This window comes from Pseudomonas sp. D2002, from assembly GCF_013385735.1.
GTDB lineage: Bacteria > Pseudomonadota > Gammaproteobacteria > Pseudomonadales > Pseudomonadaceae > Aquipseudomonas.
On sequence record NZ_JACAPL010000023.1, the window covers coordinates 78,717 to 92,943 of the forward strand.

General features: G+C 61.9%; 15 protein-coding genes. 5 read left to right on the plus strand and 10 right to left on the minus strand.

Annotation, left to right across the window (positions count from 1 at the left end; translation table 11 throughout):
• Positions 1 to 4: 4 nt before the first annotated feature.
• From HX783_RS27865 to yegS, 3 genes are all read left to right on the plus strand, one after another.
• The gene (locus HX783_RS27865) at positions 5 to 490 is read left to right on the plus strand and encodes a chemotaxis protein CheW (RefSeq protein ID WP_110625085.1); all 486 of its coding nucleotides are present in this window, start codon (positions 5 to 7) and stop codon (positions 488 to 490) included.
• The gene (locus tag HX783_RS27870) at positions 491 to 883 is read left to right on the plus strand and encodes a DUF2802 domain-containing protein (RefSeq protein ID WP_177019007.1); all 393 of its coding nucleotides are present in this window, start codon (positions 491 to 493) and stop codon (positions 881 to 883) included. It begins immediately after the preceding gene.
• A gap of 251 nt (positions 884 to 1,134) precedes the next feature.
• Positions 1,135 to 2,055 (plus strand): lipid kinase YegS, encoded by a 921-nt coding sequence (yegS, locus tag HX783_RS27875; protein ID WP_177019008.1) that lies wholly within the window; start codon positions 1,135 to 1,137, stop codon positions 2,053 to 2,055.
• Here the strand turns inward: yegS and HX783_RS27880 are convergent.
• The 3 genes from HX783_RS27880 to HX783_RS27890 all read right to left on the minus strand — a co-directional run bounded on the left by HX783_RS27880 (position 2,014) and on the right by HX783_RS27890 (position 4,365).
• A complete protein-coding gene (locus tag HX783_RS27880) occupies positions 2,014 to 2,673 on the minus strand; it encodes a response regulator transcription factor (RefSeq protein ID WP_159958578.1) in 660 nt (219 codons plus the stop codon). The two genes, yegS and HX783_RS27880, sit on opposite strands and share 42 nt — an antisense overlap.
• On the minus strand, positions 2,670 to 3,563 hold the full coding sequence (locus HX783_RS27885; protein ID WP_177019105.1) for a sensor histidine kinase: 894 nt from the start codon (positions 3,561 to 3,563) through the stop codon (positions 2,670 to 2,672). Before HX783_RS27885 ends, HX783_RS27880 begins: the two co-directional genes overlap by 4 nt.
• A 352-nt stretch (positions 3,564 to 3,915) precedes the next feature.
• Positions 3,916 to 4,365, minus strand: a complete 450-nt coding sequence (locus HX783_RS27890) for a hypothetical protein (RefSeq protein ID WP_174245645.1) — start codon at positions 4,363 to 4,365, stop codon at positions 3,916 to 3,918.
• A gap of 535 nt (positions 4,366 to 4,900) precedes the next feature.
• On the opposite strand from HX783_RS27890, the gene HX783_RS27895 reads away from it, so the two are divergent.
• On the plus strand, positions 4,901 to 5,836 hold the full coding sequence (locus HX783_RS27895; protein WP_017134971.1) for a chemotaxis protein CheV: 936 nt from the start codon (positions 4,901 to 4,903) through the stop codon (positions 5,834 to 5,836).
• A 38-nt stretch (positions 5,837 to 5,874) separates the two neighbouring features.
• Positions 5,875 to 6,681: an MOSC domain-containing protein gene (locus tag HX783_RS27900; RefSeq protein ID WP_177019009.1), complete on the plus strand. Its 807-nt coding sequence runs from the start codon at positions 5,875 to 5,877 to the stop codon at positions 6,679 to 6,681.
• Between the two features lie 64 nt (positions 6,682 to 6,745).
• Here HX783_RS27900 and HX783_RS27905 read toward each other — a convergent pair whose 3' ends face one another.
• The 7 genes from HX783_RS27905 to HX783_RS27935 form a co-directional block, all read right to left on the minus strand.
• Positions 6,746 to 7,030: a pyrimidine/purine nucleoside phosphorylase gene (locus HX783_RS27905; protein WP_177019010.1), complete on the minus strand. Its 285-nt coding sequence runs from the start codon at positions 7,028 to 7,030 to the stop codon at positions 6,746 to 6,748.
• A 63-nt stretch (positions 7,031 to 7,093) separates the two neighbouring features.
• The gene (locus tag HX783_RS27910; RefSeq protein WP_177019011.1) at positions 7,094 to 7,636 is read right to left on the minus strand and encodes an exonuclease domain-containing protein; all 543 of its coding nucleotides are present in this window, start codon (positions 7,634 to 7,636) and stop codon (positions 7,094 to 7,096) included.
• Positions 7,637 to 7,702: 66 nt separating this feature from the next.
• Positions 7,703 to 9,631 carry an acetyl/propionyl/methylcrotonyl-CoA carboxylase subunit alpha gene (locus tag HX783_RS27915; RefSeq protein WP_177019012.1) on the minus strand — a complete coding sequence of 643 codons (1,929 nt, stop codon included), beginning with the start codon at positions 9,629 to 9,631 and terminating at the stop codon, positions 7,703 to 7,705.
• Between the two features lie 111 nt (positions 9,632 to 9,742).
• Positions 9,743 to 10,504 carry an enoyl-CoA hydratase/isomerase family protein gene (locus HX783_RS27920; protein ID WP_177019013.1) on the minus strand — a complete coding sequence of 254 codons (762 nt, stop codon included), beginning with the start codon at positions 10,502 to 10,504 and terminating at the stop codon, positions 9,743 to 9,745.
• Positions 10,501 to 11,658 (minus strand): citronellyl-CoA dehydrogenase, encoded by a 1,158-nt coding sequence (atuD, locus tag HX783_RS27925; RefSeq protein ID WP_177019014.1) that lies wholly within the window; start codon positions 11,656 to 11,658, stop codon positions 10,501 to 10,503. The genes HX783_RS27920 and atuD overlap by 4 nt, the downstream gene beginning before the upstream one ends.
• Positions 11,659 to 11,726: 68 nt before the next feature.
• On the minus strand, positions 11,727 to 13,340 hold the full coding sequence (gene atuC / locus HX783_RS27930; protein WP_177019015.1) for a geranyl-CoA carboxylase subunit beta: 1,614 nt from the start codon (positions 13,338 to 13,340) through the stop codon (positions 11,727 to 11,729).
• Positions 13,341 to 13,343: 3 nt separating this feature from the next.
• Positions 13,344 to 14,216, minus strand: coding sequence for an SDR family oxidoreductase (locus HX783_RS27935; protein WP_177019016.1), 873 nt, complete (start codon positions 14,214 to 14,216; stop codon positions 13,344 to 13,346).
• Positions 14,217 to 14,227: the final 11 nt, after the last annotated feature.

Sequence of the window (14,227 nt, forward strand, 5' to 3'; positions counted from 1 at the left end):
AGAAATGAACAAGTCAGCATCCGCACAAGGTTTGGTCGATGATCCAATCCTGCAATGGGTTACCTTCAAGCTGGACAATGAGTCCTACGGCATCAACGTGATGCGCGTGCAGGAAGTGCTGCGCTACACCGAGATCGCCCCGGTGCCGGGTGCGCCAAGCTACGTGCTGGGCATCATCAACCTGCGCGGCAACGTGGTGACGGTGATCGATACCCGCCAGCGTTTTGGCCTGGTGCCGACCGAAGTCAACGACAACACCCGTATCGTCATCATCGAAGCCGACAAGCAAGTGGTCGGGATCATGGTCGACAGCGTGGCCGAGGTGGTTTACCTGCGCCAATCAGAAGTGGAAACCGCGCCGAACGTGGGCAACGAAGAGTCCGCCAAGTTTATCCAGGGCGTGTGCAACAAGAACGGCGAACTGCTGATTCTGGTTGAGCTGGACAAGATGATGAGCGAAGAAGAATGGTCGGAACTGGAGAGCATCTGATTGTTCTTTGAGGCGGCGGTGATTGTCCTGGCCCTGTTGTGGGCCGGGACGGTGGCATTCCTGCTGCGCTACATGCGCCAGCAACGGGAATTGGCCCAGCAGCAGGCTGAGCGTGATGCCGTGCGTGACCGGCGCATCCTCGACCTGGTCAAGCGCGTGGATCACTTCCAGCAGAGTGCGGTGAAGGTCGGGGACGAGGTGCATGAACTGCGCGCGATCCTCGGGCCATTGCCGGACAAGCTGGCGCAGATCGAACAGCGCGACCCGTCGAGCCTGTCATTTGCCCAGGCGGCAAAGCTGGTGGGCATGGGCGCGACCGTGGATGAGCTCACGCAGTCGTGTGGGCTGACCCAGGCTGAAGCGCAGTTGATGAGCAAGTTGCACAAGAGCTGACGTGCTGATTTTGATCGTGCCCACGCTCCGCGTGGGCATGCATCCTGTGACGCTGTGCGTCACGACTTAAGAGGCAAGACGCGGAGCGTCCAATGCTGCATTCCCACGCAGAGCGTGGGAACGATCATGCATGGCGGCCCTTGCGATGGTTAATTTCTTGCCTGCCAAATAATTTACGACTTCGATGGCTTTTTTCTCCTCCCCAAAGGTCCACATCCTTCAAGCACCTTTGAACCAGGAGATTTCCCCCGATGAGCACCCACAAGGCACTGTTGATCCTGCACGGCAAGCAAGCCCTCAACGAGGACGTGCGCGCGGCCGTGCAGGCCCGGCGTGAACAAGGCTGGGAGCTGGCGGTGCGGGTGACGTGGGAGGGCGGCGACGCCCGGCGCCTGGTCGACGAGGCCTTGGCCGACGGGTACACCCACTTGATCGCCGGGGGCGGCGACGGCACTTTGCGCGACGTGGCCGAGGCCATGGCATTGGCCAAGACCGACGCCAGCCTGGTGCTGATGCCACTGGGTACCGCCAATGACTTCGCCCGCGCCGCCGGCGTGCCGCTGGAGCCGGCCAAGGCACTGGCGTTGCTGGATGTGCCGCCCAAGGCTATCGACCTCGGCCAGGCGGGCGGGCAAATGTTCCTCAATATGGCCACCGGCGGTTTTGGCAGCCAGGTCACGGCCAACACCTCCGAAGACCTGAAAAAAGTGCTCGGTGGCGCTGCTTACCTGTTCACCGGCCTGACGCGCTTCAGCGAATTGAAGGCGGCCTATGGCGAGCTGGAAGGCCCAGGTTTCCATTGGAAGGGCGACTTGCTTGCGCTGGGCATCGGCAACGGTCGCCAGGCGGGCGGTGGGCATGTGCTGTGCCCCGGCGCGCTGGCTGACGATGGCTTGCTCGATATCAGCATCCTGCCGGCGCCTCAGGAAGTGGTCGGCACGCTGATGACGCTGATGAGCGACGGCTGGGGCCTGGACAATATGTTTGTACGCGCGCGCCTGCCATGGGTCGAAATCAAGGTGGCCGAAGGGCTGTACATCAACCTCGATGGTGAGCCGTTGAAGGGCGATGACCTGCGTTTTTCCGCGCTGCCCAAAGCCCTGCGCGTGCACTTGCCGCTGAACTCGCCGTTAGTCGTCCAGGCTGATGATCTGCTCGCGAACGGCGAATAACACCAGGCCCGCCACGTCGAAAATCTGCAGGCGTTTCATGATCTGCGAGCGGTGGGCTTCCACGGTCTTGATGCTCAGGCCCAGGCCGTGGGCGATTTCGCGGGTGGACTTGCCGCGCACGATCAACCGCAGGATTTCCAATTGGCGCGCCGTGAGGTTGTGGCTGTGGGCGGCGGGAGAGGTCGGGCCCTGGCTGCGGATCAGCGCCTGATTGATCACCGTGTGGGCAATCGCCGGGCTCAGGTAGCGCTCGTTGTTGCGCAAGGCCAGCAGGGCGTGTTCCAGCTCGTTGGCGGTGGTGTCCTTGAGCAGGTAGCCATGGGCGCCGGCTTCCAGCGCGCGCATGATCAGCTCCGGGTCGGTGTGCATCGACAGGATCAACACTTTGCTTTTTGGGTAGGCCGCCTTGAGTTGCTCTAACGCGTCCAGGCCGCCCAGTTGTTTCATCGACAGGTCCAGCAGCACGATATCCGGCTGCAGGGCGCTGAATTTTTCCAGCAACTGCGCGCCATCGCTGGCCTCGCCGATCACGGTGTAGCCGGGCATGTCCTGGATCAGCGCGCGTACGCCGGCCCGTATCAGTGCGTGGTCATCCACCAAGAGTAAATTGCAGATCACTCGAGAACCTTAGGGGAACTGGCCCGTTCGAGGGCGCGCGGCGCCCAGGGGAAAAGCGCGTCGATCTTCGTCCCTTTGCCTGGCTGGCTGTTGACGGACAAGGTGCCGCCCAACTGATCTATCCGCTCGGACATACCGGCCATACCCCGTTGGCCTTCCCGGCCTGGGTTGATGGCAGGCGAGAAGCCCACGCCGTCATCGCAGATCATCAGCGACAGGCCCTCGGGCAGGCGTTGCAGGCGTACCAGCAAGTTGTGCGCCTGGGCATGACGAAGCATGTTGGTCACCGCTTCCTGGGTGATGCGAAAGGCCGCCACGGCCATTTCTTCCGGGATACCGGTCAGCCGTTGCTGGCATTCCAGGCTCCAGTGGATCGGGGTGTTTTCCAGGGTCTTGAGCAGGTGCGCGCGCAGGCTGGCCTCCAGGCCCAGGCTGGCCAGCTGCCTTGGGTTGAGAATGGCCGACACATCGCGCACCTTGGCCAGGGTTTCATTCAGGGTGTTGCACAGCACCGTGCATTGGCTTTGCAGGTCGTCGGGCAGGCGGCGCTTGAGCCATTCGCTCTGCAGCTTGGCGGCGGTAAGCAGTTGGCCGATGTCGTCATGCAATTCGCGGCTGAGGCGATGGCGTTCGTTTTCCTGGACTTGCAGCAGGCGATCGGCCAATTCCTGTGGCTGGAATTTGATCGATTTGCGCGAGCTCCACTGTTGCAGGCCCACCACCAGCAAGGTGGCCAGGTTGAGCAGCAGGATCAGTAATGGCAACGGTGCCGAACGGGTGTAGGCCCACAAACTGACCAGCAAAGAGCAAAGGCACAGGGCGAGAACGATCCGACGGGCATTGCTGCGGGACACGGATCTTGCGATGAGTGACTTCAGGCTGGCGTACATAGCGGATGGAGCCAATCAAGGTTCGCTGCGGGAAGACCGGTCATGGCGGCTGACAGGACTCTGTTTGGAATGCGGTGCAGAAACATTTTTTTGTACATAGTGAAGTTGAGTCACTTCGAGCGGGGCATAGTACCACCACTATTACCGTTGGTCGCCTGGCGCCTCACTCCACTGCTTATTAACCACGCACAAACGCCCTGGGCCCTAATCCTGACATTAAGGAGTCCCAGAGTTCAAAGAGGTGGCAGTTGTATTAATTAAGTGGGTTTGTAGAGTTATAGCGTTGATGGCTAATTGATATATCGGTGTCGTTTTTAGATAACTCACCGATTGAACACGACCTGCTCAACACTCAAGACGTGTGATGCACACGCTGCTGCGGTTTATAACCAAAGTCTTTTTGTGGGATCTGCAAGGTGACCGTCGCAATCAATTTAGTTTGTTCGCTTTCATCCAGCGCCAACTCCCCGGTGCGGGCGTCAATCAGCTCCAGTTGCCAAGCCAGTAATGTCAGGCAGTCATGCAGGGCATTCAAGGCCTGGTCATGCAGTTCCATGGGGCTTGCGGCATTCGCAATCAGGTATTGAATGTGCCGGGAGAATTCGCTGATCGCCTGCAGGGCCAGGCCTTCGGCCTTTTCAGCCAGTTTGCTCAGGCTGATTTTCATGCAGTCGATGGCATCGCTGTCGTTGCGAATCAAGTGCAAGTGGTTCAAGCACTCTTCCGACTTGGCCAGGAGCGTCTCGGCTTCAAGCAAGAACTCCGGAAGAGCGGTTTGCCATTCGTTTGCGTTATTCATCATGCAAGTCTCCGCAACATAAGGTCGGGTGATGAGATGCCGCACCGGGTGAATGGCGTAAAACTACCGCTGAAATATGACTGAAATCTGTAGCCCCGTTCTGAAATTTCAGTAGGACCGATACTTGAATGATCGCAAATGCCGCGCATACGCCGCACTATCCTGGGCGATCGCACAACTTCAGTTGCCGCCACGTGTGTCTCTGGAAGACCCGTCGGCCGAGGGCTTGGGATGGCAAACAAAAGCCTGACTCCATTCATGCAATGAGAATGGCGTCACATTAATGGCTATTAGATATCGCGAATATCAGGTTGGGCCTGATTGTTCATAGGGGAATCCCTTACACAGCGGAACCTCGCGTCGATTTGGATGTCGCGCGACGATGCTGTAGTGCCATTTGGAGAGGCCGTTGCAGTAAAGCATGATGTCAGTGTGACATCAATGAATTTACGTGGCATTTTACGGGGGTCAAGGTCTGGCGCTTGCCGCCGATAACTAGCCTTAAGTGAGCAGCACAATCCCACATCAGGAGCTTTTAATGGCCGGCATTCTCGACACGGTAGATCAACGCACGCAACTGGTGGGTGAGAATCGCCTGGAGATTCTTATGTTTCGCCTGGCCGGGCGGCAGTTGTTCGCGATCAACGTGTTCAAGGTGCAGGAGGTCCTGCAACTGCCCAAGCTGACGCTGATGCCCCAGCGCCACCCGTTCGTGTGCGGCGTGGTCAACCTGCGTGGCCAGACCCTGCCGGTGATCGACCTGTCCCAGGCCATCGGCATGCGCCCGTTGGTGCCAGGCCCGAACAGCACGATTATCGTCACCGAGTACAACCGCTCGGTGCAGGCGTTTCTGGTGGGCGGCGTAGACCGCATCGTCAACATGAACTGGGAAGCCATCCTGCCGCCGCCGGCCAGCGCCGGGCGCCAGCATTACCTCACGGCGATCAGCAAGGTCGATGACCAGTTGGTGGAAATCATCGACGTGGAAAAAGTCCTCGCCGAAATCGTGCCGTACAACGCCAAGGTCTCCCGGGAAAAACTCGAAGACCCGGTGCTGGAACGCGCCCGTGGTCGCGAAGTGCTGCTGGTGGACGACTCCAATGTGGCGCTGTCGCAGTTGCGCGACACCCTGGGGCAGCTCGGCGTGAAGATGCACATCGCCAGCGACGGCCTCAAGGCACTGAACATGCTCAAGGCCTGGGCCGACAGCGGCCAGGTGATGACCGACAAACTGCTGATGATCTTCACCGACGCCGAAATGCCCGAGATGGACGGCTACCGCCTGACCACCGAAATCCGCAACGACCCGCGCCTGCGTGGGCTGTACGTGGTGCTGCACACCTCGCTGTCGGGCAGCTTCAACGACTCGATGGTGAAAAAGGTTGGCTGCGATAATTTCCTGTCCAAATTCCAGCCCGACAAGCTGGTGGACGTGGTGCGTCAACGCTTGATGCTGGACGAAGTGCCCGCCTGACTTTAGGGTGACACTTTGTTTCTCAGGAATGCAGGCCCATGCTTCGTCTCAGCGCGTTGTACCGTTACCCCTTGAAGTCCGGCAAGGCCGAGACCTTGCAGCAGATCGGCCTGGATAAACTCGGGCTGGCGGGGGATCGACGCTGGATGCTGGTGGACGAAGCCAGTGGGCGATTTCTGACGCAACGCGCAGTGGCGAAGATGAGTCAGTTGTCGGCGTTATGGAACAGTGCCGGCGGCTTGACCCTGAGTTCGCCCGGCCACCCGACGCTGGACGTGCCCCTGCCCGGCAATGACGCCGAGTTGCGCGGCGTGACCATCTGGCGTGACACCTTGCGTGTGCCGGATGCCGGTGATGTGGCGGCGGCTTGGGTCAGCGAGTTTATCGGCAAGCCCACGCGGCTGGTGCAGATGCCGCTTGCGCGCGCGCGTACCACCGAGGCCGGTTTCGGCAATGATGATGACCAAGTGGCGTTTGCCGACGGTTACCCGCTGTTGCTGATCGGCCAGGGCTCCCTGGACGATCTGTCCCGGCAGGTGGGCCGGCCCATGGAAATGTTGCGTTTTCGTCCCAATCTGGTGATCGAAGGCGCTGACGCATTCGCCGAAGACGGGTGGAAGCGCCTGCGTATTGGCGATGTCGAGTTCCGCGTGGTCAAGGCATGTTCACGCTGCATTCTCACCACCATCGACCCCGCCACCGGCGAGCGCAGTGCTGACCGCGAACCTTTCGCCACGCTCGATGCGTACCGCAAGACGGAGAACGGCGCGATGTTCGGCCAGAACCTGGTCAACGATAGCGTCGGCCGCCTGGAAGTCGGCATGCCGGTGACCATTCTTGAGTAATGTGCGCCACCCATAAAAAATGCCCGTCTCCTGCGAGACGGGCATTTTTTTGACCGGCGAACGCTTAGCCGCGGTATTCGCACAGGTAAGCGGTGTCCACGGCGACCTTCAGCTGGAACTTGCTGTTGGCCGGCACGTTGAACTGGCTGCCGGCAGCGAAGGTTTCCCACTCGCCGGCGTCCGGCAGTTTCACGCTCAGCGCGCCAGACACCACGTGCATGATTTCACGCTGGGCGGTGCCGAATTCGTATTCACCCGGGGCCATTACGCCGATGGTCGCCGGACCTTCTGCGGTGCCAAAAGCGATCGACTTGACGGTGCCGTCGAAGTATTCGTTGACTTTAAACATGGGTGAATCCTCGGAAAAGGGTCTGGAAAGGTTGGCCAGTATGCCCAAGCCCAGGGGGGCTGCCTAGACCGGCAGAATCAACGGCAACAGGCGTGCGGTGTTACGCGCATCCTCCAGCGCCCGGTGTTGCTGGCCATGAAACTGCATCCCCGCCAATTGCAGGGCGCCGTTGAGCCCCAGCGGCTTGTCCAGGCGCCGGGCCTTGGCGAAACGCTGCTTGAGGTTCACATGCGGCGTGTGCGCAAGCGCGCTGGCCAGGCCATGGCGTTGCCATTCAAGCTCAAGCTGCTGGCGGTCGTAGTCACCCCAGCTGGCCCAGCCTTCCAGGCGTGCTTGGTGCTGGCCCAACCAGCGTTCGAACAACGGCCACACTTCGGTCATCGCTGCCGCGCCGTCGATGTTGGCCTGGGTGATATGCGTGAGTTGCCGGCAGAAGGGCGTCAGCAACGGCCGACGCAGCGGCCGCACAAAGCGCTGGAAGTGATCCAGCTCGCGGCCCTGGCGGTTGACCAGGCTCGCGCCGATCTCGATGACTTCCATCTCCGTCACGGGCCAGCCGCCTTCATCCGTTGTGGCTTCAAGGTCAATAATCAGCCAATGAGGCATCGCGCAGGTTCCCGTACTCTTCCCTTCCAGATGGGGATAGAGCGTAGCCAAGCCTCGTAGTTCCGCCTAGGCCTTTTCAATCTCCAGCAACACCTGGCGATTACGCACCTGATCGCCGGCGCTCACCTGCACGCCTGTGATCACCCCGTCGATGCCGGCCGTCAGCGGGTGTTCCATTTTCATCGCTTCGAGTACCAGCAGCAATTGACCTCTGGTGACGCGCTCACCGGCGCTCACCCGTACATCGACAATCGCACCGTCCATCGGCGCCTTGACGCTGCCGCTGGCAACCTCGGCCTGGCGGCTGGCGACTTGCTGGGTACGGTTGATGACCTTCACGCCGGGCAGCCAGAGCTGGGTGTCGTCGAGGTGATAGGCGCTGCGGCGGCGGATACCGTTGATGACCACGGTCGCCCAGCGGCCGTCGCTGCTGAGGTGGCTGATATCGATGCCGTTGGCCTGCAGATGGTCGTTTGCCAGAACGCTGACGGCAACCTTGTGGACCGCCTCGTTAATCTCCAGGCGGTAGCTCCACGCCGGGCTGGCGGTGTTGCGCCAGCCGGCTAAGCCCTGGCGGTGAGCGCTGGCGCTGTGGTGATAAAACAGCGCGGCGGCCAGGGCGATCTGTTCGTCCGTTGCTGCCTGGTGCGGGATTTCATTGAAGTGTTCGGCGATGAGTCCGGTGCTGAAATCGCCGGCGATAAAATCCGGGTGTTTGAGCAGGTCGGCCAGCAAGCGCTGGTTGGTCGTCACGCCCAGCAACACAGTATCTTCCACCGCCCGCAGCAGTTTGCGCCGCGCCTCTTCGCGGGTGGCGCCGTGGGCGATGATCTTGCCGAGCATGGCGTCGTAGAACGGGCTGATGCGCTGGCCTTCAAGTACGCCATGGTCAACCCGCACGCCAGCGGCGGGCTCCCAGCGCAGCACGTCACCGGTTTGCGGCAGAAAGCCCTGGGCCGGGTCCTCGGCGTACAGGCGCACTTCCATGGCGTGGCCACTCAGCGTTACGTCGGCCTGTGTCAGCGGCAGCGGCTCGCCGGCGGCGATGTGCAGTTGCCAGGCCACCAGGTCGAGGCCGGTAATCAGCTCGGTGACGGGATGTTCGACTTGCAGGCGGGTATTCATTTCCAGGAAATAGAAGCGGCCACTGCGGTCGAGCAAAAATTCCACGGTGCCGGCGCCGACGTAGTTGACGGCGCGCCCGGCCTTGAGCGCGGCTTCGCCCATGGCCTGGCGCAGCTCGGCGGTCATCACCGGGCAGGGCGCTTCCTCGATGACTTTTTGATGGCGGCGCTGGAGTGAACAGTCGCGTTCGCCCAAGTAGATGAGGTTGCCGTGGCTGTCGCCAAACACTTGGATTTCGACATGGCGCGGCGCGATCAGCGCCTGTTCGAGGATCAGTTCGTCACTGCCGAAGGCGTTCATGGCCTCGGAACGAGCGGTGCGCAGTTGGTCGAGCAGTTGGCTGCTGTCGTGCACCAGGCGCATACCGCGACCGCCACCGCCAGCACTGGCCTTGATCATCAACGGGTAGCCGATGCGCTCGGCCTCCTGTTGCAAAGTAGCGTCGTCCTGAGCGCTGCCTTGGTAGCCGGCGATGCACGGCACGCCAGCGTCGAGCATGGCGAGTTTGGACAGGCGCTTGCTGCCCATCAGCTTGATCGCGTCGGGGCCAGGGCCGATGAAGGTGAGCCCCGCGTGTTGGCAGGCCAGGGCGAAGTCGGGGTTTTCGGAGAGAAAACCGTAGCCGGGGTGGATGGCGTCGGCGCCGGTTTTCAGCGCGGCTTCGAGAATGGCCGGGATGTTCAGGTACGACTGGTTGACGGGCGCCGGGCCGATGTTGACGGCCTCGTCGGCCATTTGCACATGCAGGGCCTGGGCGTCGGCGTCGCTGTAGACCGCCACGGTGCGGTAGCCCAGGGCCTGGGCGGTGCGCTGGATACGGCAGGCGATTTCGCCGCGATTGGCGATCAGGATTTTGCTGAAATTGGACATGGGTTTATCCCTTGGCACACTGGGTGAATGTTCTGGCCTCTTCGCGAGCAAGCCCGCTCCCACAATTGGAACGCATTTCAAAATGTGGGAGCGGGCTTGCTCGCGAAGGCGTCATCTGCACCAACCTGGCTTACGCTTCTGCACAAAAGCCTGAGTCCCCTCTATCCCTTCCACACCTGTCACCGCCTCGGCAAACCACTGTGCCCCTTGATCCAATACCTGCTCGAGCGGCTCATCAACACTGGCGAGCAACAGCGCTTTAGTCCGCCCATTTGCCCCCGGCGCACAGCGCAATACTTGCCCCAGCACCTCATCCAAACGCTCCGCCAACGCCTGCGCATCGGCCTCGACAAAATGCACCACGCCCAACCGCTGCGCCTCAACCCCATCAAACCGCGCCGCCGTCAGCGCCAGCCGCCGTGCCTGGGTCAAGCCGATCCGCTTGACCACAAACGGCGCAATCTGCGCCGGCAACAACCCGAGGCTGGTTTCCGGCAAGCCGAACTTCGCCTGATGGTCGGCAATCGCAATATCACTCACACACGCCAACCCGAACCCGCCGCCCAGCACCGCGCCTTGCAGCACCACGATCACCACCTGCGGCACGGCCTCGACTTCTTGCAGCAAGGTGCCAAATGCGCGGTTCAAGGCCTGCAACTGGTCGCCCGCCGTGATCATGTCCTTCACATCCGCCCCGGCGCAGAAGTGCCCGCCGGCGCCGCTGATCACCAGCGCGCGCACCTGGCTGTCGAGCTGCGCCAATACCGTGCGCAGTTCGTTGACCATCTCCAGGCTCATGGCATTGCGGCTGGCCGGGCGGTTGAGGGTGATGTGCAGCACGCCGTTATGCGGTTCGAGCAGCAAGGTGTTCATGATTTTTTCCCCGGCAGCGTGCCCATCAGTTTGCAGATGATGCCCAGCATGATTTCGTCGGCGCCGCCGCCAATCGACACCAGCCGCACGTCGCGGTAGGCGCGGGCCACCGGGTTGTCCCACATGAAGCCCATGCCGCCCCAGTATTGCAGGCAGCTGTCGCTGACTTCGCGGCCCAGGCGCCCGGCCTTGAGCTTGGCCATGGAGGCCAGGCGCGTCACGTCCTGGCCTTTGATGTATTGCTCGGTGGCCTGGTACACCAGCGCACGCAGGCATTCGATTTCAGTGGCCAGTTCGGCCAGGCGAAAGTGGATGACCTGGTTGTCGATCAGCGCCTTGCCGAAGGTCTGGCGCTCCTTGCAGTAGTCGATGGTGCTGTCGATGCAGTACTCCAGGCCCTTGATCATGTTGGCGGCGCCGAACAGGCGTTCTTCCTGGAACTGCAGCATCTGCATCATGAACCCCGCGCCTTCGTGGCCGATGCGATTGCGCTGCGGCACGCGTACGCCGTCGAAGAACACCTGGGCGGTCTCGGAGCTGTGCATGCCGAGTTTTTCCAGCGGCGGGCTGACGCTGATGCCGGGCGTGTTCATCGGCACCATGATCAGCGACTTGTTGATGTGCGGCTTGTCGTCGGAGGTATTGGCCAGCAAGCAGATGAAGTCGGCGCTGGGCGAGTTGGTGATCCACATTTTGCTGCCGTTGATCACGTAGTCGTCGCCGTCTTTGCGCGCATGGGTTTTCAGCCCGGCCACGTCGGAGCCGGCGCCGGTTTCCGAGACGCCGATGCAGCCCACTTGCTCGCCGCTGATGGCCGGGCGCAGGAACTCGTCGCGCAGTTCATCGCTGCCGAAGCGGGCGAGGGCGGGGGTGCACATGTCGGTCTGTACGCCGATGGACATGGGGATGCCGCCACAGCGAATGGTGCCGAACTCTTCGGCGGCGACCACGGAATAGCTGTAGTCCAGGCCCATGCCGCCGAATTTCTCCGGCTTGGAAATGCCCAGCAGGCCGAGGTCGCCGGCCTTGCGGAAGATCTCGTGGATGGGAAAGCGCCCGGCTTTTTCCCATTCATCGACGTGTGGGTTGATCTCACGGTCGACGAAGGCGCGAACGGTGCGGCGCAGTTCCTGGTGTTCCTGGGTGAAGATCATTGTTGTTGTTCTCCTTGTTGGGACGCGGAGCGTCCTGGGCTGCATTACCACGCTCAGCGTGGGAACGATCAGCGCGCTATGCCGAAGCTGTTGGGTTGCAACTGCCGCACCTCGGCCGCATGGCAGATATCCAGCAGCAAACCCAGCAGCGTGCGGGTATCGCGTGGGTCAATCAGCCCGTCGTCCCACAGATTTGCGCTGCCGTACAAGGCGGTGGACTGGCTGTCGAGCTTCTGCGCGGTGACCTGTTCGAGCATGTCGAGCACCTTGGGGTCGGGCACCAAACCGTCCTTCAATTGCTTGGCCTCGGTGACGATGCGCAGCACCTTGCCCGCCTGCGCGCCGCCCATCACTGCCGTGCGGCTGTTGGGCCAGGCGAAGATAAAGCGCGGGTCCAGCCCACGGCCGCACATCGCATAGTTGCCGGCGCCGTAGGAGCCGCCGACCACAATCGTGAGTTTAGGCACGCGGGCATTGGCCACCGCCTGGATCATCTTCGCGCCGTGCTTGATCACACCCTGTTGCTCGGACTCGGTGCCGACCATGAAACCGGTGGTGTTGTGCAGGAACAGCAGCGGCGTGCGGCTCTGGTCGCACAGCTGGATAAACTGCGCGGCCTTGCTCGCGCCTTTGGGCGTGATCGGGCCGTTGTTGCCGATCACGCCGACGGCGCGGCCTTGAATCTGCACATGGCCGCAAACGGTGTGGGCATCGAACTCGCCCTTGAATTCGAGGAAGTTGGAGCCGTCGGCCAGGCGCGCGAGGATTTCGCGTACGTCGTAGGGCTTTTTCGGGTCGTCCGGGATCAGCCCCAGCAGCTCTTCGATGGGATACAGCGGCTCTTTGTAATCGCGTTCCGGCGCAGTCGGCAAGCGCTCATCCCAGGGCAACAGGCTGACGATTTCACGCACGATGCGCACGCCGTCGGCATCGTTTTCCGCCAGGTATTCGGCGGTGCCGGCGGTTTGCGCGTGCATCTCGGCGCCGCCCAGTTCTTCGTCGGTCGCCACTTCGCCGGTAGCGGCCTTGAGCAGCGGCGGCCCGGCGAGGAACAGCTTGGCCTTGCCGCGCACCACCACCACGTAATCCGACAGCCCCGGCTGATAGGCGCCGCCCGCCGTGGCCGAGCCGTGCACCACGGTGATTTGCGGCAAGCCCATGGCCGACATGCGCGCCTGGTTGGCAAAGCTGCGCGCGCCTTCGACGAAAATCTCGGCGGCATAGTTGAGGTTGGCGCCGCCGCTTTCGGCGAGTGTCACCACCGGCAGTTTGTTTTCCATGGCGATCTGTTGCAGGCGCAGGGATTTTTTCAAGCCACTGGGGGAAATCGTGCCGCCCTTGATCGCGCTGTTATTGGCCACCACCAGCATGCGCACGCCGCTGACGTAACCGATGCCGGCGATCAAGCCGCCACCGGCTGCGCTGCCGTCTTTGTCATCGTGGAGTTTGTAGCCGGCCAGGCTAGCCAATTCCAGGAACGGCGCGCCAGGGTCGAGCAGCAGGTTGAGGCGTTCGCGGGGCAGCAATTGGCCGCGTTTGTCGAACTTGGCTTTGGCCTCCTGGGCCTTGGCGAGCAGGGCGTGTTCGAGTTGGCGCAGCTGCTGGATACTGGCTAGCATGGCTTCGCGGTTCTGGGCGAATGGCGCGCTGTGCGCGTCGATCAAACTTTCAATTACCGGCATGGTTCAGTGCTCCGCCTTGAGCACATCGGGCAAGTACGCGCGGTGGAAACCATTGAACGGCTCGCTCGGCGACTGCGGTTTTTGCAAGGGCCAGGCGCGGCTGCCCAGGCTGGCGGCGCCGTCGATGCGCAAGGTGCTGCCGCTGACGAAGGCGGCGGCGGGGCTGAGCAGAAACACGATGGCCGCGCTGACTTCCGATTCAGTGCCGATACGCTTGAGCGGCACGTGTTCGCGCAAGGTCGGGATCACCGCCTTGAACGCGCCTTCGTAGGTGTCCATGCCGCTGGAGGCAATCCAGCCCGGCGCCACGGCGTTGACGCGCACGCCGGCGTAACCCCATTCGACGGCGGCGGTCTTGGTGAAATTGTCCATGCCCGAACGCGCCGCGCCCGAGTGGCCCATGCCGGGCATGCCGCCCCACATGTCCGCAAGCATGTTGACGATGGCGCCGCCGTGTTTGCTCATCGACTGGTTGAACACTTCCCGTGCCATCAGGAAACCGCCGACCAGGTTGGTGCGCAGCACGGTTTCAAAGCCCTTTTGATTGATCGAGGCCAGGGGCGACGGGTATTGGCCGCCCGCGTTATTCACCAGGCCGTGGATCGGCCCGTGTGCGTGGATGATCTGTGTGACCAGCGCCTTAACCGCCTCTTCATCGCGAATATCGCAGGCCTGCCAATGGGCCGTGCCGCCGTCTTCGGCAATTTCCGCCGCCACCTTTTGCAGCTTTTCCGGCTTGCGTCCCACCACAATCACACGGGCGCCGAGGGCCGCCAGCTCATGCGCGGTGCAGCGGCCAATGCCACTGCCGCCACCGGTGACGATCACGGTTTGCCCCTGGAACAGGTCGGCTTTGAAGATTGAGTCGAAGGCCACGGCAACGCTCC

Bases quoted from the DNA above. Each gene is read 5' to 3' on its own strand.
- HX783_RS27865 (WP_110625085.1), top strand. From the start codon at position 5: ATGAACAAGTCAGCATCCGCACAAGGTTTGGTCGATGATCCAATCCTG.
- atuC (WP_177019015.1), bottom strand. From the start codon at position 13,340: ATGCCGGTAATTGAAAGTTTGATCGACGCGCACAGCGCGCCATTCGCC.
- HX783_RS27900 (WP_177019009.1), top strand. From the start codon at position 5,875: ATGCTTCGTCTCAGCGCGTTGTACCGTTACCCCTTGAAGTCCGGCAAG.
- HX783_RS27920 (WP_177019013.1), bottom strand. From the start codon at position 10,504: ATGAACACCTTGCTGCTCGAACCGCATAACGGCGTGCTGCACATCACC.
- HX783_RS27890 (WP_174245645.1), bottom strand. From the start codon at position 4,365: ATGATGAATAACGCAAACGAATGGCAAACCGCTCTTCCGGAGTTCTTG.
- HX783_RS27905 (WP_177019010.1), bottom strand. From the start codon at position 7,030: ATGTTTAAAGTCAACGAATACTTCGACGGCACCGTCAAGTCGATCGCT.
- atuD (WP_177019014.1), bottom strand. From the start codon at position 11,658: ATGATCTTCACCCAGGAACACCAGGAACTGCGCCGCACCGTTCGCGCC.
- HX783_RS27895 (WP_017134971.1), top strand. From the start codon at position 4,901: ATGGCCGGCATTCTCGACACGGTAGATCAACGCACGCAACTGGTGGGT.
- HX783_RS27910 (WP_177019011.1), bottom strand. From the start codon at position 7,636: ATGCCTCATTGGCTGATTATTGACCTTGAAGCCACAACGGATGAAGGC.
- HX783_RS27915 (WP_177019012.1), bottom strand. From the start codon at position 9,631: ATGTCCAATTTCAGCAAAATCCTGATCGCCAATCGCGGCGAAATCGCC.
- yegS (WP_177019008.1), top strand. From the start codon at position 1,135: ATGAGCACCCACAAGGCACTGTTGATCCTGCACGGCAAGCAAGCCCTC.
- HX783_RS27885 (WP_177019105.1), bottom strand. From the start codon at position 3,563: ATGTACGCCAGCCTGAAGTCACTCATCGCAAGATCCGTGTCCCGCAGC.